General features: G+C 35.3%; 20 protein-coding genes and 1 tRNA gene. 9 read left to right on the forward strand and 12 right to left on the reverse strand.

Going from position 1 to position 23,891, the window contains the following annotated elements; all coding sequences use genetic code 11:
- Positions 1 to 88 precede the first annotated feature (88 nt).
- Positions 89 to 162: transfer RNA gene (locus tag Q0972_RS11545), tRNA-Ala, on the forward strand.
- Between the two features lie 240 nt (positions 163 to 402).
- Here Q0972_RS11545 and Q0972_RS11550 read toward each other — a convergent pair.
- The 6 genes from Q0972_RS11550 to Q0972_RS11575 form a co-directional block, all read right to left on the reverse strand.
- Positions 403 to 1,737 carry an MFS transporter gene (locus Q0972_RS11550; RefSeq protein ID WP_299365871.1) on the reverse strand — a complete coding sequence of 445 codons (1,335 nt, stop codon included), beginning with the start codon at positions 1,735 to 1,737 and terminating at the stop codon, positions 403 to 405.
- Between the two features lie 107 nt (positions 1,738 to 1,844).
- Positions 1,845 to 2,687, reverse strand: coding sequence for an alpha/beta fold hydrolase (locus tag Q0972_RS11555; protein ID WP_299365872.1), 843 nt, complete (start codon positions 2,685 to 2,687; stop codon positions 1,845 to 1,847).
- A complete protein-coding gene (locus tag Q0972_RS11560; RefSeq protein ID WP_299365873.1) occupies positions 2,687 to 5,452 on the reverse strand; it encodes a PD-(D/E)XK nuclease family protein in 2,766 nt (921 codons plus the stop codon). Before Q0972_RS11560 ends, Q0972_RS11555 begins: the two co-directional genes overlap by 1 nt.
- Positions 5,453 to 5,513: 61 nt before the next feature.
- Entirely contained in the window at positions 5,514 to 6,911 is a 1,398-nt protein-coding gene (locus Q0972_RS11565; protein ID WP_299365874.1) for an OmpA family protein, read from the reverse strand.
- 124 nt (positions 6,912 to 7,035) lie between these two features.
- A complete protein-coding gene (gene kbl, locus Q0972_RS11570) occupies positions 7,036 to 8,229 on the reverse strand; it encodes a glycine C-acetyltransferase (RefSeq protein ID WP_299365875.1) in 1,194 nt (397 codons plus the stop codon).
- Positions 8,230 to 8,272: 43 nt separating this feature from the next.
- On the reverse strand, positions 8,273 to 11,404 hold the full coding sequence (locus tag Q0972_RS11575; protein ID WP_299365876.1) for an exodeoxyribonuclease V subunit beta: 3,132 nt from the start codon (positions 11,402 to 11,404) through the stop codon (positions 8,273 to 8,275).
- Between the two features lie 111 nt (positions 11,405 to 11,515).
- Here Q0972_RS11575 and Q0972_RS11580 point away from each other — a divergent pair, with 111 nt between their 5' ends.
- Positions 11,516 to 12,124: a superoxide dismutase gene (locus tag Q0972_RS11580; protein WP_299365877.1), complete on the forward strand. Its 609-nt coding sequence runs from the start codon at positions 11,516 to 11,518 to the stop codon at positions 12,122 to 12,124.
- 466 nt (positions 12,125 to 12,590) lie between these two features.
- Here Q0972_RS11580 and Q0972_RS11585 read toward each other — a convergent pair whose 3' ends face one another.
- From Q0972_RS11585 to Q0972_RS11600, 4 genes are all read right to left on the reverse strand, one after another.
- Positions 12,591 to 14,489 (reverse strand): amidophosphoribosyltransferase, encoded by a 1,899-nt coding sequence (locus tag Q0972_RS11585; RefSeq protein ID WP_299365878.1) that lies wholly within the window; start codon positions 14,487 to 14,489, stop codon positions 12,591 to 12,593.
- A gap of 42 nt (positions 14,490 to 14,531) precedes the next feature.
- Complete coding sequence (locus Q0972_RS11590; RefSeq protein WP_299365879.1) at positions 14,532 to 15,458, reverse strand: PfkB family carbohydrate kinase; 927 nt, start codon at positions 15,456 to 15,458, stop codon at positions 14,532 to 14,534.
- 78 nt (positions 15,459 to 15,536) lie between these two features.
- Positions 15,537 to 16,181 carry a ribonuclease H family protein gene (locus tag Q0972_RS11595; RefSeq protein ID WP_299365880.1) on the reverse strand — a complete coding sequence of 215 codons (645 nt, stop codon included), beginning with the start codon at positions 16,179 to 16,181 and terminating at the stop codon, positions 15,537 to 15,539.
- A gap of 274 nt (positions 16,182 to 16,455) precedes the next feature.
- Complete coding sequence (locus Q0972_RS11600; RefSeq protein ID WP_299365881.1) at positions 16,456 to 17,019, reverse strand: phosphoribosylglycinamide formyltransferase; 564 nt, start codon at positions 17,017 to 17,019, stop codon at positions 16,456 to 16,458.
- A gap of 182 nt (positions 17,020 to 17,201) precedes the next feature.
- Between Q0972_RS11600 and Q0972_RS11605 the strand changes: the two genes are divergently transcribed.
- From Q0972_RS11605 to pyk, 5 genes are all read left to right on the forward strand, one after another.
- A complete protein-coding gene (locus Q0972_RS11605; protein WP_008269813.1) occupies positions 17,202 to 17,435 on the forward strand; it encodes an acyl carrier protein in 234 nt (77 codons plus the stop codon).
- Positions 17,436 to 17,447: 12 nt separating this feature from the next.
- Complete coding sequence (gene fabF, locus Q0972_RS11610) at positions 17,448 to 18,698, forward strand: beta-ketoacyl-ACP synthase II (RefSeq protein WP_299365882.1); 1,251 nt, start codon at positions 17,448 to 17,450, stop codon at positions 18,696 to 18,698.
- A 7-nt stretch (positions 18,699 to 18,705) separates the two neighbouring features.
- On the forward strand, positions 18,706 to 19,449 hold the full coding sequence (gene rnc / locus Q0972_RS11615; RefSeq protein ID WP_299365883.1) for a ribonuclease III: 744 nt from the start codon (positions 18,706 to 18,708) through the stop codon (positions 19,447 to 19,449).
- A 136-nt stretch (positions 19,450 to 19,585) separates the two neighbouring features.
- Positions 19,586 to 20,062, forward strand: coding sequence for an IPExxxVDY family protein (locus Q0972_RS11620; protein WP_299365884.1), 477 nt, complete (start codon positions 19,586 to 19,588; stop codon positions 20,060 to 20,062).
- Between the two features lies 1 nt (position 20,063).
- Positions 20,064 to 21,506, forward strand: a complete 1,443-nt coding sequence (pyk, locus tag Q0972_RS11625; protein ID WP_299365885.1) for a pyruvate kinase — start codon at positions 20,064 to 20,066, stop codon at positions 21,504 to 21,506.
- On the opposite strand, the gene dinB is transcribed toward pyk, so the two are convergent.
- Positions 21,503 to 22,615 (reverse strand): DNA polymerase IV, encoded by a 1,113-nt coding sequence (dinB, locus tag Q0972_RS11630; RefSeq protein WP_299365886.1) that lies wholly within the window; start codon positions 22,613 to 22,615, stop codon positions 21,503 to 21,505. The genes pyk and dinB overlap by 4 nt on opposite strands.
- A gap of 41 nt (positions 22,616 to 22,656) precedes the next feature.
- Between dinB and Q0972_RS11635 the strand changes: the two genes are divergently transcribed.
- Both Q0972_RS11635 and Q0972_RS11640 read left to right on the forward strand, forming a co-directional pair.
- Entirely contained in the window at positions 22,657 to 23,130 is a 474-nt protein-coding gene (locus Q0972_RS11635) for a CYTH domain-containing protein (RefSeq protein WP_299365887.1), read from the forward strand.
- Complete coding sequence (locus Q0972_RS11640; protein ID WP_299365888.1) at positions 23,130 to 23,645, forward strand: YciI family protein; 516 nt, start codon at positions 23,130 to 23,132, stop codon at positions 23,643 to 23,645. Before Q0972_RS11635 ends, Q0972_RS11640 begins: the two co-directional genes overlap by 1 nt.
- Before the next feature lie 59 nt (positions 23,646 to 23,704).
- Here Q0972_RS11640 and Q0972_RS11645 read toward each other — a convergent pair.
- Positions 23,705 to 23,891, reverse strand: a 187-nt coding sequence (locus tag Q0972_RS11645; RefSeq protein WP_299365889.1) for a hypothetical protein, incomplete at its 5' end; no start/stop codon positions are given.

Raw genomic sequence — 23,891 nt, forward strand, 5'->3', positions numbered from 1 at the left:
TTGAAGATTTCGAATTACGAGTTGAAGCCAGAAAACGTGAAAAGTACTTGAAATCTGCTGCGGGAAGACGATGGCGAAAAAATAATTTGGGGCATTAGCTCAGCTGGCTAGAGCGCTACGCTGGCAGCGTAGAGGTCATCGGTTCGACTCCGATATGCTCCACATCAAGTAGAACACCTGAATGTAAGTTCGGGTGTTTTCATTTTGAAAATAGTTAAAATTTTTCGCGGTTTTTCGGAATGAAAACAACTGTATCACAAGTGATACGAGGTGTTCTATTTGCAGAAGTTATGTTCTTTCGGATGAACGAAGTTACTCCGATATGCTCCACAAGTAATAACAAGGCTTCACAGCGGTGTGAGGCTTTTTTGTTTATAAGTAATCTATTATAATTGAAAAAGGTTATGCTGGCTGAAGCACTTTTGGTACTATAGCTTTATTACGACGATTGAGTACCATCAGGAAGACAATGATAAGAAAAATCACTGCACCAAAAATAAAAACCAGAGTCTCAACTTTCTCAAAAAGAATACCGCCGATAATCAACCCAAACATACTGGCAAAACTTCCCATGGACGTGCCATATCCTTGAATAGCACCTTGTGTTCTTTTGGTGCCTAACGATGATAGCATTGCCAAAAAACTGGGCCACATTAAACCATTACCGAGTGATAATAAAGTATTAGCACTATATAAAACCCATAGGTTTTTCTTTGAAAGGAGAAAAAAGCTCAATGCTAACAGTAAAGCACCAACAATGACTAAAGATTGACTAGACATTCGTTTTGAAAGTAGGCTTAGCAATGGTCCTTGAACTACGATCATTATTAAACTCGAATAGGCGAGGAAAATTCCCAAATCAATTGCGGACCATTGCAATATGTTACTGGCATAAATAGGCAATCCAGCATAAAAAAGACTAAACGCAAAAAACGTAAAAAAGTAAATGGCATATAGCACCGTTACCCCTTCAATTTTTATAATCTGCTTAAAACCCTTGCTAGATTCCAGTTGCGTTTCTTCGCTTCCTTCGGTATAACAATCCTTGTGTTCAACCTGAAAAAAACGACGCATATTTTTGAAAGAAACACCACCTGTATCTACGATGCAAGGTACACTTTCTTTAAGTCTAAAATTAATGACGACAATAGCAATCAAGGAAATTAAGGCAGCAAGTAGCAACGGCAGCACTTCACCTAGCAATGTGGCTGCCAATAAGCCAGAAAATGCTGGTCCAATAACAAAACCTAAACTTGTGGAAGCTCCCATTTTTCCAAAATTTCGATTGCGATCCTCATCTGTTGAAATATCGGACATATAGGCATTGGCTACCGAAATATTGCCTCCAGTAAAGCCATCAAAAATACGTGCTAAAAAAATAACAATTAGCGGTAAGGTCATTGCGTAAGATCCTGTAAGGCCATTGTTTTGTTCCCACAATGTGGTTTCTGGCAACATAAAAGCCAGAAGGAATAAAGACCAAGCCAAAAAAGTACCTATCTGTGAAATGATCAATACTTTTTTTCTCCCAATCTTATCCGATAAGCGCCCTAAAATAGGTGCACCTATAAACTGAAAAAATGGATATGTGGCTCCAAGAATACCATAAATAAAACCATTTCCACCGAAGTCTGTTACAATAAAAATGAGAATAGGAATGACCAAACTATAGCCTAATATTCCAATAAAATTGACGAGTAGGATAGGGAATATATTAGACTTAAAGAATGATAACAAGTGATAAGTATTTTCTATTCGTTTAAAGATAATTAAAAAAACGACCTCAATCTCTTGAAGTCGTTTTAAACTATTGTTATTTGAATACCTTGGTTTTTTAATTCATTTTATTTAGAAGCGAAATCCATTACTAAGTGTACGATTTTATTTAGTTCATCAGAAAGCACTTCTTTTTCCCAAGGGTGTTTTGCATTAAACACATGGTCTGCACCCTCGATAATTTCGAGTTGACTATCAGGATTCCATTGATGTAGAGCATAAGCTTCATCAATTTTTACAGAGGTGTCATGATCGCCATGGATTATCAAATGCGGAATCTTGAGTCGTTTTTCAGCAGATGCTATATGAAGTCGTTCTTCGTTAGCTTTAAAATCTTCATAAAATTGGTAGTAATGTGGCATTTGCTGTTTTGTTCTGCCATTAAGCACATATTTCACACCATCTTTTTTCCATTCTTCTAAATCGCCAATGGTTGCGGTACGTTTTCCAAAATCACAGACGCTAGCCAGCGTAATAAGGCTTTTAATTCTGGAATCTTCAGAGGCTTTTAGTATCGCTATTCCACCGCCACGGCTATGACCTACCAAAGTGATTTGATTGGGATTTACACTTGGGTGATTTTTAAAGGTCTCTTGAGTCCAATCGATAACATCTGCTAAGTCATCAAGTTCTTTGGTATAGTTGTTATTTCCAAAAGCTTCTAAATCTGGAAAATCAATGGGATTTTCCATAGTGCCTCCATTGTGTGAGAAATTAAACTTTATAAAACAGAAGCCTGTATTGGCAATGCTTTTGGCCATAATATTCCATGCACCCCAATCTTTAAAACCTTTGTAACCATGACAAAAAATGATGATAGATTGCCTAGGTGTATTTTCAGCATAGAACGTATCAATTAGTATTGGTTTTTTGCCTGCTCTATTAAGTATAAAGTTTGTGTCTATGTACATTAGTCAAGTTGGTTTTCAATAAAATCTATATTTGGATTACATATCTCTTCAATAAGCCTATGAAGCTCAATTTCAAAATTGCTGAGTGTATTTTCGTTAACTTGTTGGTCTTTATTTCTGCTATAAATCGATTCTTTTTTTCCAAATTTTAAAAAGCCAGCACTAAGATTTTTAAATGAAATTATACCAGCTTCGATAGGTAATTGAATTTTCTTTTTTTGATGCATCATATGGGCATAACATAAGATTTGAAAGGATTTACTGTATTTATCATAATCTGAAGTTATATCTTCCCAGTTTACAATTTCGACTTTATTTTGTTCTACCTTTCCTGATTTGTAATCAATGATTCTAGTCATACCATTAAATAGGTCGATTCGGTCTACTTTACCTTTAAGTTTTACTGGAAAATCGATGCCTTCAATATTAAGCTCAATAGTTTCATCGGCTTCAATGGCCAAAATTTTAATGGTATTGCCAGTTTTTAAATTTTCGATTTCTGAATCAAGAAAATTTATAATGTAGCGCTTGGCAATTTCAAAAATAATGAGGTTTTTACCAGAAGTAAAATCACCATCCTTATATAACTTTTTAAAGTGATTGGTAATAGTACTCTCAATTTTAGTTTTAAAGTTTTTGAGATGCTCAAGCGTTAAAAAGGATCCCTCTAGAGGTTTATAAAATTCTTCTAAGGTGTTGTGTAATACCGAACCTAAAGTTTTGGCAGCAATATTTTCCTCAACATCTTCAAATTCTTTAATCCCAAGTATTTTCTCATAGTAAAAATCTAAGGGATTTCTAATGTAATTGGTCAATGACGACGGTGATAACCCTTTATTTGAGAGCACTTTTAGCTTATTTAAGATTAGGTCTGTTTTGGTTATGCGTTGTAATTTTTTTTCAATGACCGGTACATTAGGAGAAACAATTGTATGCTTTATTTTATGAATCCCACTTACTTCCAGTTGTGTAATAAATCTACTTTTTTCACCACCTTTAAGCGTATCAATTTCAGTGTTATAGAGAAGATATACATCCTTGGCACGTTGTATAAGTCTATAAAAATGATAGGTGTAAACGGCGTCTTTCTCTTTAAATGTAGGTAGGTTGTTTTCTAATTTTACATCAAAAGGAATAAATGAGTTATTTGTTTTACCAGAAGGAAGTATGCCTTCGTTAACCGAACTTATGATTACCGTTTCAAAATCCAATACACGAGATTCTAGCATTCCCATAATCTGAAGCCCTTCTAGAGGCTCTCCTCTAAAATCTAGTGTTTCGGTCTTTAGTAGATCTTTATATACGCTATATAAGCTTTCAATAGAATTAAGATATTGGTAATTATTGTTAAGCTCAGTCAATTCATTAAATAAAGTATCGAAACGGTACAGGTACTCTAGCTCTAAGTTGTTTGCTTGCTTATTGGCCACAAGGCTTTCTTTTAGCTTTACAATAAGTTTAGAGCAATTGGAAAGAGCTGTTTTCGGGTCATTTTTCCAGGAATCAAACAATAAATCGATAAGACTGTTTATTTGAGCATGAGATATTTTTTTTAACTGGGAAACCGTTATATATACGAGATTATTTCTTTGGATGTAACCTATAATAAAACTCGAAATGTTTCCAGTCGCAGTTTCAAATAAACTATAAATTAACGGGTGAGAAATTATATCTATTACCTCTTTAAAGTAATACCTATCGTTATTGTTTTTATGGCAAGAAAATAGTAGTTCAAATAAAGATGATAAAGGTACTAGCCTTAAGGGCAAACCCATTGTAACATTAATTTGGGTAATATGTTTTGGTATTGAGTTGAGTAGGGGAATTAATAGGTTTTCTTCACCTAATACTATTGCTACATTTTTTAAGTCCTCATTTTGCGAGCTAATATCCTCTAATAACTGTCCTATATATTTTGCCTGTCCGACGAGTTTAGGGATACCTATGGCCTCAATATTTTTCTTATCGCTATAATGCGACGTTATCCAATTAAAAGGGTGTTTTTTAAAATAATTCCATTTGCTTCTATATTCTCTAATAAAGAACCCTGCGCCATGGATAGTGTCATCTATAAAAGCTTTATCGGCATCCCAGTAAATATGGGCAAGATCATTCTGAAGTAGGCCTTGTATAATTTGAGATTCGCAAGTGTTTAGCGCGTTAAAACCTAAAAAAATGTGAGTCCTATGGGAATTGTTTTCGATATAAGCTTCAAGATTTTCTGTTGCTTCTCGATAGATGAGTCCTTGGTATCCTTTTTTATTCTGAAGTAGTAGATCCGTAAATACTTTATAATAAGCTTTAAGATTTTTCCAAAACTTCAAATGGTTTCTTACTAAATCGGTTTGTTCAGTTGTTTCTAAGGACCAGTGATTAAGCTCTTTAATTGCTTGAAGGTAATCAAAAACCGCATTTTGATTTGTATTATAACGGTCTATTTCGTTAAAATCTTGCAATAAAATTTGAGCCCAGCTAGCAAAGGATTCAAAAGGTTCTTGATCTTCCTTTTTCGTATTGTTAAGGTAAGAATTGTAAAGCCAAAATAGCAGATCTGTATTAGATAAACCTTCTAAGCCTGATAATTCTTCTACGAACTCTTCTATACTTAAAATATGAGGTGCAAAAACCGGATTGTCTATTATTTGGGAAAGCTGTTGTTTTAAAAATACGCCGGCACGTTGACTAGGTAGGATAAAAAAAAGATCTTCAAGATTTAAGTCTTTACGTTTAAGGTCTAATAATACCGTTTTTATAAAACTTTCCATTTTATAAAAATAAAAAACGCTCCGAACTTCGGAGCGTTTTTCAATATATTTTGAAGTTGTATTAGTTCTTAAGCTTAACTTCTACACGTCTATTTTCTTTTCTACCTGCTCTAGTTTTGTTATCAGCGATAGGATTATCTTCACCGTAACCAGCAGCAGTTAATCTTTCGGCATCGATTCCATTAGCAATTAAGTAATCTCTAACTGCATTTGCTCTTCTCTCAGATAATGCTTGGTTAGATTTCTTAGAACCAACTGAATCTGTGTGACCCTCGATAGCGAAATCTGCTTTTGGATATTGCTTAAAGATAGCTACCATAGCTTGTAATACTTGGTCAGTTTCTTTTTGGAAAGATGCTCTACCTGTATCGAACAAGATAGTTCTCGCATAGCTATTTAACTCATCGATAACTTCTTGAGTTGGATTAATGATTGGGCATCCGTTGTTAGCAACTTCACCAGCTTCGTTAGGGCATTGATCGTCTTTGTCTAACACACCATCACCATCAGTATCTGGCCAAGGACAACCGTTGTTAGCAGAAGGACCAGCTTCGTTAGGACAGTTATCATCGCCATCTGCAATGCCATCACCATCAGCATCTGGACATCCTCCTAAAGCAGCTAAACCAGCTTCAGTAGGACACTTATCGTCCTTATCTCTGATGCCATCACCATCACCATCAGGGCATCCATTAAATTCAGCTAAACCAGCTGTATTAGGACAATCATCTTTTGAATCTTGAATACCGTCGTTATCAGAATCTGGACAACCGTTGAAGATTTCTAAACCAGCCTCTTCAGGACAAGCATCATCTTGGTCATAGATACCGTCTCCATCCGTGTCAGTGCCACCAAATTTAAAAGTTAAACCTGCTGTATGTTGAAAGTGCTTTGGTAAATAATCTTCGAAAGAATGCTTATATGTTGTATTGAAATTAACACCTAGCTTTTCTGTAAACCAATAAGTTAAGCCTAAAGTACCGTTAAGAGTACCAGCACCTATTTCATCTAACCAAGTGTAACCACCACCAACACCTAAATATGGGTCAACAGATTTTGACTTAATCAAATTCATAAAACTATATGAAACTCTACCATCTATAGCGTAGTAAGTCAAATCGCCCACTCTATTGCTCGTCTCCTCACCAGTAATAGGGTCAGAAATAGAACCAAATTTATCAATTGTATTTATAGATCCAACAGCAGTAAAAGTGAAACCGTCACTGATGTATCTTGAAACAGCAACTGAGGATAGTGAAGGTAAAATATTCCAATGATCGGTTGCATTAAAGAATTCGTCAAAATATTCACCTTGTGGCGCATTTTCTCCTACAGGATATGGGTCAACAGCGTTAATTCCAAGTGTTATAGCCCATGGATTGTTCTTGTCTTGACCATGTGTAGTGCTAAAACTCATGAGAAGCACTGCGACAAAAAGTAATCTGCTAAGATTTTTCATATTCTAATTAATTTTAATTTTAAGTGTTAATTGTTGGCAAATGTAAGTTGTTAAATATTATTAACAAAGACAAATATATAAAAATATTGTTACAACGCCCTAAAATAGTGAGTTTGTAACGATTTTAAATAATATCTAGTTTTTTCCCTACTTTAACAAATGCATTTATGGCTTTATCTAAGTGGTCCTTATTGTGAGCAGCAGAGAGCTGAACACGAATGCGAGCCTTACCTTTTGGGACTACGGGATAAAAGAAACCAATGACGTATACGCCTTCTTCTAACAGCATATTTGCCATGGTTTGTGATAATTTTGCATCGTATAGCATAACAGGTACAATTGCGGAGTCACCATCTATGATATCGAAACCTGCTTCTTTCATTCCTTTTTTAAAGTATTTGGTATTCCAATCTACTTTATCTCGCAAAGAAGTGTCATTTTTGAGCATCTCAAAAACTTTAATTGAAGCACCTACAATTGCAGGAGCTAAAGAATTTGAAAAGAGGTAAGGCCTAGAACGCTGGCGCAAAATTTCAATAATTTCTTTTTTTGCAGTAGTGTAACCTCCCATGGCACCTCCCATTGCCTTACCTAAAGTACCAGTAATGATATCTATTCTTCCTAAAACCCCTTTTTCTTCAAGCGTGCCGATACCTGTTTCTCCGATAAAACCAGTTGCATGGCACTCATCTATCATTACCATGGCATCATACTTATCTGCTAAATCACATATCTTATCTAACGGAGCAACCAAACCGTCCATTGAAAATACGCCATCAGTAACAATAATTTTAAAACGAGCACCATTTTCATTGGCTGCTACCAGTTGTTTTTCCAAATCTTCCATATCATTATTCTGATAACGATACCTTGCTGCTTTACAAAGCCGCACGCCATCAATAATCGAAGCGTGGTTGAGAGCATCTGATATTATAGCATCTTCTTTAGTTAACAAGGGTTCAAAAACACCTCCATTGGCATCAAAGGCTGCAGCATACAATATCGTATCTTCAGTGCCGTAAAAATCGGCGATTTTTTGTTCTAATTCTTTATGAATGTCTTGCGTACCACATATAAAACGTACAGAAGACATTCCAAAACCATGAGAGCTTAAAGTATCTTTTGCAGCTTGAATTACTTCTGGATGTGAGGACAAACCTAAATAGTTATTAGCGCAAAAGTTGAGAACTTTTTGTCCTGTGTTTAATGTAATCTCAGCACCTTGAGGAGAAGTAATAATGCGCTCCTCTTTGAAAAGCCCAGCTTCTTTTATAGACTCAATTTCTTGTTGTAAATGTGTTTTTATATTTCCGTACATGTTATTTTGGTATTAGTAGTAGAGCAAAGATACTATGTATAAATCATACTTCAACTACATCTATTAGGTCATTTATATAAACGACATAAGTGTACTTAATTTTATAATTCATTTCTTCTAAGACAGCGGCATAATTGTTAAGCTGGGATTTATGGGATACCTTTTGTTCTCCTGTTTTATAGTCTATTAAGATAACTTCATTTTTTTTGCCAATATTTATTCGATCTGGTCGTAAAAGTGTACCAGATTTTGTAATGATTTCCCTTTCATTATATATCAGATAATTATCTGAAAAATATGTGCTTAACTTATCGTGTTGCACAATGGCCATCACTAAAGACCTTAGTTTAGGTTCATCAGCTTTCATAATGCTACCAGACACAATTAGATCGCTGAAAGCAAAATCAATATCCTGAATGGTTTTGATCTTGGATAAGACGAGATGAATTAGATTGCCACGTTCTATGGCCTTTTCTTGTTTTGTATCCCAAAGTTGACCAGTTTTAGTGATGATACTCAAGTTATGAGCCTCCCTAGGAACAGAAATAAGATCAAGGCTTTTTGTGTTATGTTTCTTTTCTTCCTTGACTATATTGGCATCTAATATTCCAAAACTGTACGATAATTGATGATCTGTCCATATTGCCATGTCCTTTAGATAGGATATAAACATACCTGAATAGGTGTTACTGTTGACATTTCCTTTGGAGTCAATATTGTATTTAGAAATAATAAAAAGCCCTAGGCTTGCCCTTGTTAGTGTTACATACAATAAATTGATATTATCGAGTTCTAATTGAGATTGATGTGTTTCGTGGATCAGCTTTCCAGTTTCTCCAAAATGCACTATATCTTTATTGTAATTAAGCAATAGCGTTTCAAAACCCATGTAATCCAACTCATTGACAGGAAACCAAATTTTTGGCTCTAACTCTCTGTAAATATTGAGATCGGCAAAAGGAAATATTACAATGGGAAATTCTAAACCTTTGCATTTATGGATGGTCATTATCTGAACAGCATTGATATAACCGGGCGATACTATGCTTAGTCTATCTTTTTCCTTTTCAAAATATTCAATAAAGGTGCTTAAATCTGAATTTTGCCTTTGAGTAAACTCCAAAACAAGGTCTAAATAATACTGAAGATAAGCGTCAGAGGTATTGTTAAGGTCAAAGGCTCTGATGAGATGCTCTATCAAATCATAAAGCGGTAAGCGCAAAAGGCTATTCTTATCCAAAAAAACATTTAGGCTTTTCAGACTTAGAAATAAATCTTCAATGCTTGATTTAAGATGAGTTTCAAAAAATAAATGCTTGTCTTCAATATTATATCGCTCTGCTAAGAATGACAAAACATCAATCTTTAGACTATGGTTACTAGGCTGAAGTAATAATTTTAAAACTGAATCTATGAATTGAACTTTATCGGAGTTCTTTAAAAGCAAGGTTTCAGACGATGTAATGTTTATACCCTTTTCATTGAGATAATTGGCAATAATGATACCTTCTTTTCGTTTTCTCACAATAACACAAATATCTTGCGCCAGATATCCTTTTTTATAACATTTTTGGATGGTGTCGTACACCTTTCTTGCATACATTTCGTTTTCATTGTCTTCTCTAGAACTATCTAAAAACTCAATATTTATATAGCCCTCATGGTCTTTATGGAATTGTTGTTTTGAGTTCTGGTATAAATTGGCATAATCACCATTACTGAAATAGTTTTTGCTTAAGTACTGAAAGAATTTGTTGTTAAAGTTTATAATTTCTCTTGCACTTCTATAATTAGTATCTAGAGTTAAGACTTCAGCTTTCGCTTGAAAAGGATTTGTTGTTTTATTATAGAGATTTATAAACTGTTCTGCAACCCCTCCACGCCATCTGTAAATAGCTTGCTTAGCATCACCAACCAACATGGCGGAGCCGCTAGATGCTGAGAGTGCATTATCTAGTAGTGGGACTAAATTTTCCCATTGCATTTGTGAAGTGTCCTGAAATTCGTCAATAAAGAAATGCCTAAATTTCTCGCCCAATCGCTCATAAATAAAAGGGGTGGGCTGATCCTTTATTTCATTACTTATGATTTTATTGAATTCGGATATAAGTATTTTGTTCTGCTCTTCTTTGAGAAGTTTTAACTCATTCTGAATGGCATTTAATACTGAAAGCGGCGTTAGATTTTTATAGGCTTCTTTAAGAAGTTTGTACTCAAAAATATATTCTTTTTGGGTTTTATAGTTTGTTTCTATTTCTGGGAGTAAAGTTTCAATAGCACTAATTATATAATCATCGAGCTTACCTGAATATAGCCCCTTTCGGTTCTCGATGTTTTCACCAAGTTTATTGTTATAAAGACCTTTAAGTTCTAAGTTTGACGCCTTAACAAAATGGTTGGGCAACGTACTTCTAGTAAAATCAGAATGCTCTAGCCCTGCTTCCGAAATTAAGTCTAGGGTCTTTTGAGCAATACCTTTTATTTTATGCTCTAATGTTTTGATTTTTTTTTGAACTTTGGCTTTTAAAGCTTTAAAGTCAGCAATGGTTTTGTGTTTTAAAGTTTCGAGTGCTGGCAGATCGTTTTCACTTACCAATAGTTTAGCTATTTTTCTAAAGTCGTAACTTATATCCCAACTTTTGTCGTCGTCTGTTTTCTCTATGGCAAAATCAACTAGGCTACTCGTTAATGTTTTATCGCTTCCGGCTTTTGATATTAAGCTGTCGACAGCTTCATTAAGTAAACGATCCTCTTCTAACTCTACTTCAAAATTTACAGGAAGCTTTAAATCGTGAGCAAAGGTTCTTATGACTCTATGTGTAAATCCGTCTATAGTAGAAATATCAAAGGCTCCGTAATTGTGAATAATATGATCTAATATGATTTTTGATTTACTATGAAGATGTTCAGGGGAGATAGAGAGTTCTTCGCAAATTGCACTGAACATCGCATGGGGCTCGGTAAGGCTTTCTTGTTCAGAAAATAATTTGAGCATATCAATAATACGTTCTTTCATTTCACCTACTGCTTTATTAGTAAAAGTGATGGCTAAAATGTGCTTAAAATGTTCGAAGTTTTGGGATAGAACAAGTATCTTAATAAAGGACTTGGCAAGCGTAAAAGTTTTACCACTGCCAGCAGATGCGTTGTATATTTTAAAAGTAGAACTCTGCAAAAGAAAAATTTTATACCAAAATAGGTAATCTTAATAATTTATTTAGAACATCTTGAACTCAAAATCGTAAATTTGTTAAAGTTAAATTACTAATACTTAAAACATAATATTATGGCTTTTGAATTACCAAAATTAAAATACGCTTACGATGCTTTAGAACCACATATTGATGCACGTACAATGGAAATACACCATTCTAAACACCACAATGGCTATACCACAAAGCTAAATGCAGCAATAGAAGGAACAGATTTAGAAGGAAAGTCTATCGAAGATATTTTAACCAATTTAGACATGAATAATTCTGGTGTAAGAAATAATGGAGGAGGTTTTTACAACCATTCATTGTTTTGGGATGTTATGAATCCTGAAGACAGAGGTTATTTATCTGGGGAATTAAAAGATGCTATTGAAGCAGAATTTGGCTCTAAAGACGCATTTGTTGAAGCATTTTCAAAAGCTGCTGCTACACAGTTTGGGTCTGGTTGGGCATGGTTATGTGTACACAAAGGAGGAAAAGTCGAGGTATGTTCTACACCAAATCAAGATAATCCGTTAATGCCTGGAGTTACTTGTGGAGGAACACCAATTTTAGGATTGGATGTTTGGGAGCATGCTTACTATTTAAATTATCAAAATAGACGACCAGATTATATTGCAGCGTTTTTTAAAGTAATCAACTGGAACGAAGTTGAACGTCGTTATGCTGAAGCAAAATAATTTATACTTTATAACAGTAAAAATCCAAGCTGAAAGGCTTGGATTTTTATGCTTTAAAATGAAAAAAGGTGAACAGAGAGTTCACCTTTTTTGCCCCAAATCTACCATAAACTTAACCTACTTATGTTATGGTGAATCAAATATAAGTTTACATTAATTTAACTATTAAATTTTTTGGATAAACGACCTATATATTAGTCTAAGCGTGGAAACTGTACAAACAATAGGCTATTAACATAAAAAAAGAGTCTTTTATTTATAAAAAACGACTTAAAGTGATACTTTAACTAACTCTATAAAAAAAGGTGAACACTGTTCACCTTTTTTTGCCCCAAATCTACCATGAACTTAACCTACTTATGTTATGGTGATACCAATGTAAATGTTATTTGTTAAAATGATACATATATTGGATGAAATGCATTTTTCTTGGGCAAAATGCACATTTTTTCGGATTAAACGCTAATTAGTACGCACGTTCCTTATTTCCTTCATAGAAATTTATAAAGGCTCGATTGACTACTCTATTGCCTCCATCCGTAGGATAATTGCCTGTAAAATACCAATCTCCTAAATTTTTAGGGCATGCCTTGTGGAGATTTTCAACGGGTTGAAAAATTATTTTTACTTCGGCATTAACGGTGTCATCGCTCAGTAGCTCAGATATTTTATCAGATATTTGCTCGTCGGAAAAATTGTCATAAATCTCCTTAACATAATTCACAACGTTTTTATCCTTTAAATCTACTTGATTTAGGCATTTTTGATATACATCCTTAACGATGTGATATTGGTTATTGTCCTTTAACAATTCTAAGGCAGCTCTAAAAGCAACTAAACTCTCGAGATTGGCCATATCTATACCGTAACAGTCTGGATAACGGATCTGTGGTGCCGAAGAAACAACAATAATCTTTTTTGGGTTAAGTCTGTCCATCATTTTAATAATACTCTTCTTAAGGGTTGTTCCTCTTACGATACTATCGTCAATGATTACTAAATTATCTGTAGGCTTTATAACGCCATAAGTTACATCGTAAACATGTGCAACCAAATCATCTCTACTACTGTCTTCGGTAATAAATGTTCTTAGCTTAACGTCTTTAATGGCTATTTTCTCTATACGTGGCCTCTCGGATAGTATTTCTTCTACTTTTTTGGCCGATAGCTCTCGCCTGCCCCTAAGAAGAGTCTGCGTCTTTTTATGATTAAGATGCTCTTCAACAGTATCAATCATACCAAAAAAAGACGTTTCGGCAGTATTAGGGATATACGAAAAAACGGTATTTTGGGTATCGTTTTCAATAGCTTCAAGCACTTTGGGCATTAACAATCTTCCGAGTTCTTTTCGTTCTTTATAAATTTCGGCATCACTTCCCCTTGAGAAATAGATACGCTCAAAAGAGCATGCTTTCCTTTCTAGGGGCTCAAGTATTTCTTTGACTTCTGTTATGCCAGATTTTTTTGTGATGATAGCGTGTCCCGGATCCAATTCAACGACTTCCTCAAAAGGAACATTGAAGACCGTCTGAATAACAGGGCGCTCAGAGGCGACTACAACAATTTCATCGTCTTTGTAATAATATGCGGGTCTAATACCAGCAGGGTCTCTCAATACAAATGAATCTCCATGTCCTAGTAAACCTGCCATAGCATAACCACCATCCCAGTTTTTGGCAGCACGTTTTAAAATTTTACTCAGTTTTAATCGTTCTGCAATTAAAGGAGAACATTCAATTTTAGAGTAACCTTCTCGCTTTAGATCCTTATAGATCTTAGCAACGGCATCGTCTAAAAAATGACCGATCTTTTCCATTACGGTTATGGTATCTGCCTTTTCCTTAGGGTGTTGCCCTATATCAACCAAGTTATTGAAAAGTTCATTAACATTCGTCATGTTAAAATTACCAGCGACAATTAGGTTTCTATGCATCCAGTTGTTTTGCCGTAAAAAAGGATGAACGCTTTCTACACTGTTTTTACCAAACGTGCCATATCGTACATGACCCAACAACAACTCGCCAATGTATGGAATGTTTCTTTTCTGAAGTGCAACATCATCTTTGTATTCTGGATGTTTTGTCATTTCATCATTGATACGCTCATTCATTTGCGAAAAGATATCTTGTATGGGTTGCTGGGCAATAGAGCGTATTCTACTTATATACCGCTCGCCTGGTTTTGTATCTAGTTTTATACTGGCAAAACCTGCGCCATCTTGCCCCCGATTGTGCTGCTTCTCCATCATTAGGTACATTTTATTTACACCATAAAATGCACTTCCGTATTTTTCTTTGTAGTATTCTAATGGTTTTAAAAGTCTAATCAGTGCTATTCCGCACTCATGTTTTAAAGCATCACTCATGTTTTTTAATAAAAAAACGCACTCAAGATAGAGCGCGTTGGTTTATGTTAATTTTATATCAAATTGGGTTAGACTCTTAAATTGGTCTAAGCGTTTACGTATATCGGCTGCGGATAAATTTTTCATACGCTCTGTACCAAATTTCTCTACACAAAAGGATGCAAGAGTAGAGCCATATATTACAGCGGTTTTTAAATTCTCAAACGAATAATCGCCTGTTTTTGCTAGATAGCCTGCAAAACCACCAGCAAAAGTGTCGCCAGCACCGGTAGGGTCAAAGACTTCTCTTAATGGCAAAGCTGGGGCGTAAAACACATTATCTTCGTTAAATAACAGGGCACCATGCTCACCTTTTTTTATAACTACAAATTGCGGTCCCATTTCGTGAATTTTCTGAGCGGCAGTTACCAAGGAATATTCACCAGTCAATTGTCTTGCTTCTTCATCATTAATGGTTATAACATCAATGTACTTCATAACATTATGCAAGTCTTCAAGAGCATTGTCCATCCAAAAATTCATGGTATCTAAAATCACCATGTTTGGTGTTGTTGTCATCTGTTCTAAAACACTCATCTGGGTAATAGGATGGAGGTTTCCTAGCATCACCACATCAGAATTACGATAACCCTCTGGAACTACTGGATTAAAATCTGCAAGTGTGTTTAACTCCGTCACTAAAGTATCCCTTGAGTTCATGTCATTGTGATATCTACCACTCCAAAAAAATGTTTTACCACCTTCAACAATTTCTACACCGTCAATATTGACACCTCTACTCGTTAAGAGATCTAAATAATCTTGTGGAAAGTCATCACCGACAATGGAAACCGCGGCAGAATCTATTCTAAATTGAGATGCGGCCAGACCAATAAAAGTAGCCGCACCACCAAGAATTTTGTCAGTTTTACCAAAAGGAGTCTCTATAGCATCAAATGCTAAAGTTCCGACAATAACTAATTTACCCATTAGAGCAAGTTTGAATTAAGCCGCAAAAGTACATAAAATATATTCCTTATAAAAAACGTAAATAGCAAATCATTGCGGTTATTTTCTTCCAAAATCTGCTGGGATTTCCCCCCAAGCCTTAGTTTCCCATTTTACAATAGTTGTTGAATATGTATTAGTCTTAAGCCATTTCACCGCTCGGTCGACCAATTCAAATAAATCTTTGTTTTTTTCACTACGTTCTAGCTTTGAATTACATGACCTTTTGCGAACCCAACTCATTGCTGTTCTAGAGTCTGTATAGATAATGCGATTGCTATTATGTTGCTTTAAAAACGCCAAACCATGGACTATAGCTAAAAACTCTCCTATATTATTGGTACCTTCTTCGAAAGGGCCTTGGATAAATAACTGTTTTTTGGTTTTGGTATCAACGCCTCTATATTCCATTTTGCCAGGGTTGCCACTAACAGCGGCGTCGACACAAATAGAGTTGAGGTTGGGTTGCCCTATTTTTTCGAGTTGTTCTTCAGAAAGTTCGCTTTTAAAGGATTTAGATTTACCTATATAATCTTTAGGGCCTTCTTTATACGCCTTTTTTGCAGCTTCAAATGATGAGAATGATTTGTATTGCGCACCTTTGAAGTCTTTGATCTGTGCTTTGCAATCGTCCCAGGATTCAAAGACCCCAGTATGATGTCCTTTCCAAACGGTGTAGTATTTTGTTTTCTTTTTTTTTGACATTGATCTTGATACGAATGTTCACAAGTTCATTAAATTGATCTTGATACGAATTTCACTAATGTTTTGGTTTCAGTAATCGGTTTATTTGTTTGTCATTCCTGCGTAGGCAGGAATCTACTTCATTAATTCTTTTAACTCGAATTACACGAATTTGCACTAAATGCTTATAAACTTAGGCATACCAATATACTTTATGTTGTCTTTCCCATCTTTCAAAATTTGCTCTAAATGATGTTAGTTCCAGTTGAGCGCAGCGAAGTATCGAGAACTACGTTTACTTTAATAGCGTTTCAACAACTATCGGAAAATGCGCCATTTCCAGTTCATGAATTTTAGCTGCGACATCTTCGGCAGAGTCTGTAGGTAAAACCTCGCATTTTGTTTGAAAAATAATGGCGCCCTCATCATAATTTTCATTAACAAAGTGAACAGTAATACCTGTTTCAGTTTCTTTATTGGCAACTACCGCATTATGAACATGCATCCCATACATACCTTTTCCACCGTATTTTGGTAAAAGTGCTGGATGAATATTAATGACTTTATTTTTAAATTCATTTAAAATGAATTCGGGAAACTTCCAAAGAAACCCAGCCAATACAATTAAATCTGGCTGCGAAGCCTTTAGAATATTAAGGACATCATTTGACTTAGAAAACGCTACTCTGTTGAAAGATAGAGCACTAACCTTCAGAATTTTACATCGTTCTAAGACTTTGGCATAAGGATTGTTAGTCAATACCTGAATAACAGACGCATTATCGTTGTTTTGAAAAAACTTAATTAAATTTTCAGCATTTGTCCCACTTCCGGACGCAAAAATTACAACACGTTTCATTTACAGGTATATTGGTTCATTATTCAAAACAAAAAAAAGAATAATAATTTACAATTAGACGCAAATAAAAAATACTTCTGTCGATTTATTGGTATTAAAAGGCACATTTTATCGGTAAAGATGATTTTTAAAATAAAGTTTTTTATTTTTGCGGTCTAATTAAAACTTAAAATTAAAAGATTATGTCAGACATTGCATCAAGAGTAAAAGCGATTATCGTAGACAAATTAGGTGTTGATGAAAACGAAGTTGTAACTGAAGCAAGCTTCACAAACGACTTAGGTGCAGATTCATTGGATACTGTAGAATTAATCATGGAATTTGAAAAAGAGTTTGATATTCAAATCCCAGACGATCAAGCTGAGAACATTGCAACAGTTGGTCAAGCTATCTCTTATATAGAAGAAGCAAAATAAGACTTTATTTTTATGGAATTAAAGCGAGTAGTAGTTACTGGTTTAGGTGCACTTACACCAATTGGCAATACCAAAGATGAATATTGGGATGGTCTTGTTAATGGAAAAAGTGGCGCTGCCCCAATTACGTATTTTGATGCTGAAAAGTTCAAAACGCAGTTCGCTTGTGAAGTAAAAAATTTTAATGTTACTGACTTTATTGATAGAAAGTTAGCGCGTAAAATGGATAAATTTTCGCAGTATGCTATGGTGGCTTCAGATGAAGCTATTGCAGATGCGAATCTAGATCTAGATACAATAAACAAATATAGAGTAGGAGTTATTTGGGGAGCTGGAATCGGTGGTCTTGAAACCTTTCAGGAAGAAGTCCTTAATTATGCTAAAGGAGACGGAACTCCAAGATTTAACCCGTTCTTTATCCCAAAAATGATCGCGGACATTGCACCAGGAAATATTTCTATAAAACATGGCTTTATGGGGCCAAATTATACAACGGTTTCGGCGTGTGCATCTTCTGCAAATTCACTAATCGATGCACTAAACACTATCCGTTTAGGACATTGTGATGTTATCATTACCGGTGGAAGTGAAGCTGCAGTTACTATTGCAGGTATGGGAGGTTTTAATGCCATGCATGCAATGTCTACAAGAAATGATAGTCCTGAGACCGCCTCAAGACCATTTGATGCTAATCGCGATGGTTTTGTGTTGGGTGAAGGAGCAGGTGCTATTATTCTTGAAGAATACGAGCATGCTAAAGCCAGAGGTGCTAAAATCTATGCTGAGGTCATTGGAGGTGGATTGTCTTCTGATGCCTACCATATGACAGCGCCACATCCAGATGGAATTGGTGTTGTTGCAGTAATGAAAAATTGTTTAGAAAATGCTGGCTTAAATCCAGAAGATGTAGATCATATCAATACACACGGCACATCTACACCATTAGGGGATGTAGCCGAATTAAAGGCTATATCCGAAGTATTTGGCAGCCATGCTAAGAATATCAATATTAATTCTACCAAGTCTATGACAGGTCATTTGTTGGGAGCAGCTGGAGCTATTGAGGCCATTGCTTCTATTTTGGCCTTAGAAAATGGTATCGTACCACCTACAATTAACCACGAAACGGTTGACGATAACATAGACCCAGAATTAAATTTAACGCTTAACAAAGCTCAGAAACGAGATATTAAAGTCGCAATGAGTAATACATTTGGATTTGGCGGTCACAACGCTTGTGTATTATTTAAAAAGCTAGATTAAATCCCGAATGAGTTTCATTCGTAACATATTAAAAAATTCCCGTACTCAAACAGACGGGAATTTTTTTTTACAATTAAAAAAAATCCTTGGATTTAAACCAAAATCCAAGTCACTTTATATAAAAGCCTTTACCCACCGTTCTATGAATATTAAGGACAAAAAAGGCAACCCAATTAATTATGAGCGATTGGAGTTTGTTGGTGATGCCATGATAAGTTCTGTGATTGCAGCTTATTTATACGAACAAGTCCCTCACGGAGATGAAGGCTATCTCACAAAAATGCGGTCTAAAGTAGTGAGTAGAGAACACCTCAACGAACTTGGAAAAGAACTAAATCTTATAGACCTTGTGCAAAGTAGAATCCCTAAATCTAATTTTGGCAATAATATTCATGGCAACTTGTTTGAAGCTTTAGTTGGAGCAATTTATCTTGACAAAGGCTATAAAATTTGCGAAAATTTTCTGTACAAACGTGTTATTAACCCTCACGTAGATATCGAAACTTTAGAAGGTAAGGTTATTAGTTACAAAAGTTTACTTATAGAATGGTGCCAAAAGGAGAAAAATACTTTTGACTACGAGGTTTATGAGGATACAGGAAATGATGAGTTAAAACACTTTTCCGTTAAGCTTAGTATCAATGATAAAGTGGTGTCTAAAGCAAGGGCAACTTCCAAGAAGAAAGCAGAAGAAAAAGCATCAAAGCGTGCATTTTTTGCATTTCAGAAACAAATCACCAAGCATATCTAATTGTATCGATATTCAGATTTATCTTAAAACCTATTCAACTACAACGTTTTCGTAAGTTTTGTGGGGCAAGATTAACCAAAAGTTGACATAATCAACCCATTATTATACTATATTTACCACTCAAAGTTGTAACTGTATGGCTTTACATAAACTTCTTGTTGATGATTTTTATGACGACACCTACAAACTTATTGCGATTCATTGTGGGCTTGAAGATTACCGTTTGGCTTATTTACTCAACCAAAGTTTAGAACTTAATTTAAAGCGAAAATCTGATGATTTAGACTTTGAATATTTGAAGTCGTCATACAGCATTTTTGAATGGAATAATGCCTCTCAATACGTAACTTGGAATTTAGTGTCTAACATTTGTAAGAAAGAAGAGGATAGTTTATACAGCACTGGGTTGTTTCAGTCTAAAGAAAAAGTGATGAAAACCTTTAATCTTGTTCCTGAATATAAGAACGTAGATTACTTTATTAAGATCTCTGATGAAATACAGAATATTAATGAAAAATTAGTTTTGAATAAACTGCAGAATATTCCACAGATTGTAACAAGTTACTCGGTTAATCCATCACAAATAAAATCAAAAGACCATTTAATTTTTTGAATTGATGTCAAATAAAAAAACAAAAATAGTAGCCACTTTAGGCCCTGCAACAAGCAATAAAGAAATCTTAAAGGCAATGCTAGAGGAGGGCGCCAATGTCTTTAGAATCAATTTTTCACATGCAGATTATAGAGATGTCGAAGAACGGGTTAAAATAATAAGAGAACTCAATGAGGAGTACGGTTACAATGCATCAATCTTGGCAGATCTTCAAGGGCCAAAATTACGCGTTGGTACTATGAAAGGCGACGTTATCGTTAATGAAGGGGACGAGATTATTTTTGCTACAGGAGAACGCTTTGAAGGTACCAAAGAACGCGTTTATATGACATATGAGAACTTTCCTCAAGACGCAAAGCCAGGTGAACGAATTTTATTGGATGATGGTAAGCTGATTTTTGAAGTCGTTTCCACAGATGGAGAATCTGAAGTTATAGCAAGAGTACTTCAAGGCGGACCTTTAAAATCCAAAAAGGGTGTTAATCTACCGAATACTAATATCTCCCAGCCAGCTCTGACCGAAAAAGATATAGACGATGCCATTTTTGCTATAGGTCAGCGTGTCGATTGGATAGCTTTGTCTTTTGTAAGACATGCTGAAGATCTAATGCAATTGGAAGAATTAATTAAAGAACATAGCGATCATAAAATTCCTATAATTGCAAAAATAGAAAAGCCGGAAGCCGTTGAGAATATCGATAAAATTGTAGCCTATTGTGATGGTATGATGGTAGCTCGTGGTGATTTAGGTGTGGAGATCCCCGCCCAGGAAGTACCACTTATCCAGAAGCAATTGGTTTTAAGAGCTAAGCGTGCTAGAATACCTGTAATTATTGCTACACAGATGATGGAAACTATGATTACAAGCTTAACCCCAACACGTGCCGAGGTTAATGATGTCGCTAACTCAGTAATGGATGGTGCTGATGCGGTAATGCTTTCGGGCGAAACATCTGTTGGGCAATATCCAGTACAGGTGATCAGACAGATGGCCAATATTATCCGTAGTGTTGAAGATTCTCCATTGATACAAGTACCGCAATCCCCGCCACATATCCGTACTAAGCGCTATATTACAAAATCGATTTGTTATCATGCCGCAAATATGGCCAATGAAATTAATGCTAAAGCTATTTCTACTTTAACCAATAGCGGATATACGGCTTTCCAAATTTCTGCCTGGAGGCCAAAAGCACATATTTTGGTTTTTACGTCTAACACAAGAATTCTAACACAATTGAGTTTACTTTGGGGCGTAGAAGCATTCTATTATGATAAGTTTGTAAGTACGGACGAAACCATAGAGGATGTTAATGCTATTGCCTGTAAAAAAGGGTATTTAGAGGTTGGCGATATGTTGATAAGTTTAGCTGCAATGCCAATACAGGCTAAGGGTATGGTTAATACCTTACGTGTAACTGAGATTGAGAGTTGTAGTTTTTAAAAATCAAACTTTAACTGTACGCTAACGGATTTTTTTTCATCTGCCGAAGCCTTAGTCAAGGCAGACTTATCCGTATTTAAGTTAGAGAGTGAAATTCCCAAGAGTCTTACCGAATTATTGAGTTTGTCCTGATATAACAAGTCTTTAGCCGTTTCTAGAATAATAGCTTTGTCACTTATATAATAGGGCAAGGTTTTACTTCTTGTTTGCAGTGTAAAATCACTGTATTTGATTTTTAGTGTAAGGGTTTTTCCAGCAACGTTACTTTTATCTAATCGTCTAGAGACCTCTTCAGCAATTTGCTCTAATTTTTCGAGCATAAAGATTTCCGAAGACAGGTTTTCACTAAAGGTGCGTTCTGCGGCTAAAGATTTACGTATTCGGTTAGGTTTTACTTCACTATTGTGAATTCCACGTACCACATAATAATAATAGCTTCCAGATTTGCCAAAGTTTTCGTTTAAATATTCCAGGGTTTTAGATTTGAGATCCTTACCTGTAAAAATACCTTTTTGATACATTTTTTCAGCTGTTACTTTTCCCACTCCGTAGAATTTTCTAATATCTAAATCTTCCAGGAATTGAATGACATCTTCAGGATTTACAGTTTTCTGTCCATTGGGTTTATTATAATCACTCGCTACCTTAGCAATAAACTTATTAATGGAAATGCCTGCAGAAGCGGTTAGTCCAATCTCTTCAAAAATCCGCTGCCTTATTTTCTGTGCAATTAAAGTAGCACTCGGAAATCCTATCTTGTTTTCGGTAACATCGAGATAGGCCTCGTCTAGTGATAAAGGTTCTACTAAGTCTGTATAATTAAAGAAAATGTTTCGTACACGGTTAGAAATTTCCTTGTAACGATCAAAACGATGCCTAACGAATATTAAATGCGGGCAGAGCTTTTCTGCCAAACGTCCAGACATGGCACTTTTTACACCGTATTTTCGTGCTTCATAACTTGCTGCACTAATCACGCCTCTTTTACTGCCACCACCTACTGCGATTGGCTTACCTTTAAGTTCGGGATTATCCATTTGTTCTACCGATGCATAAAAGGCATCCATATCGATATGAATTATCTTTCTTATTGGTAAATCGTCAATCATAATGTAAATTTAGGCATTAATCGCCTTAAATTTTAGCTGTTTTGACCGAAGAGATCGAACGTAAGTTTTTAGTAATATCAGACCTGTTTAAAAAGGAAGCTTCAAAAAGCTATGTGATAAAGCAAGGGTTTTTAAATACACATGAAGAGCGAACCGTCCGCATAAGGTTAAAAAAGAGTGTAGGCTATTTAACGGTAAAGGGAAAATCTTCGGAAGACGGTTTATCGCGATTTGAATGGGAAAAGGAAATCTCGAAAACTGAAGCAGAGTCGCTTTTAGCATTATGTGAACAACCCATTATTGAAAAAATTAGATACGAGGTTAATATAGGACATCATATATTTGAGATTGACGAATTTTTTGGCGAGAATAGAGGCTTAATTATCGCCGAAATTGAACTACAACGTAAAGATGAAGTTTTTGAGAAACCTGAATGGCTAGGAAAGGAAGTTACAGGAGATATAAAATATTACAACTCGCAATTAAGCAAACAACCTTATAAATATTGGAAATAATGAAAAGAATCATCTTAGTACTATTAGTGTTTTGTTCCTTTGTGTCTTGCAAAAATGAAGATAAACAGATAGATGCAGAAGAAGTAACTCATGAGACCTCAGAAAGTATAGAAACTATTAAGAAACAATCTGTAGCAGAGCTAAAGGCAAAGCTGATTGAAGAAGGTTTTCAAATTTTTGATTATGTTGATGAAAAAACTCAAGATACAGTAATAATGCAGCAGTACTTTATTGCATTTCTAAAACGAGGACCAATACGCAACCAAAATGAAGAAGAAGCGACCAAATTACAAAGCGAACACTTGGCGCATTTAGGTAAAATGTATGAACTTGGTTATGCCGATATTTCAGGGCCTTTTGGTGATGATGGCGATATTAGAGGGATTACCATTTATAACGTACCGACATTAAAAATGGCAGATAGTTTAGCTAATGCTGACCCAATGGTTAAAGCGGGCAGGTTAATTATAGAACTTCACCCTTGGTGGGCAGCCAAAGGCTTTCCTTTACGATAAAAACAAAAAACGCTCTGAATTTTCAGAGCGTTTTTTGTTTTTTGCTATATTTTGTAGGTTTAGTTTCCATTTTCATTAGCTGAAGATCCAACAATGTCTCCTGCTTGGACAGCACTAGCCGACTGAGAGCTCCAAGTCCCAGTTGCTCCATTGTAAGCATAGATTGTATTAAAATCAGCTACTACAAAATTACCATTTGACCCAACAATGTCTCCTCCTTGGACAGCACTAGCCGACTGAGAGCTC

The sequence above is a fragment of the Winogradskyella sp. genome (genome assembly GCF_028282165.1).
GTDB lineage: Bacteria > Bacteroidota > Bacteroidia > Flavobacteriales > Flavobacteriaceae > Winogradskyella.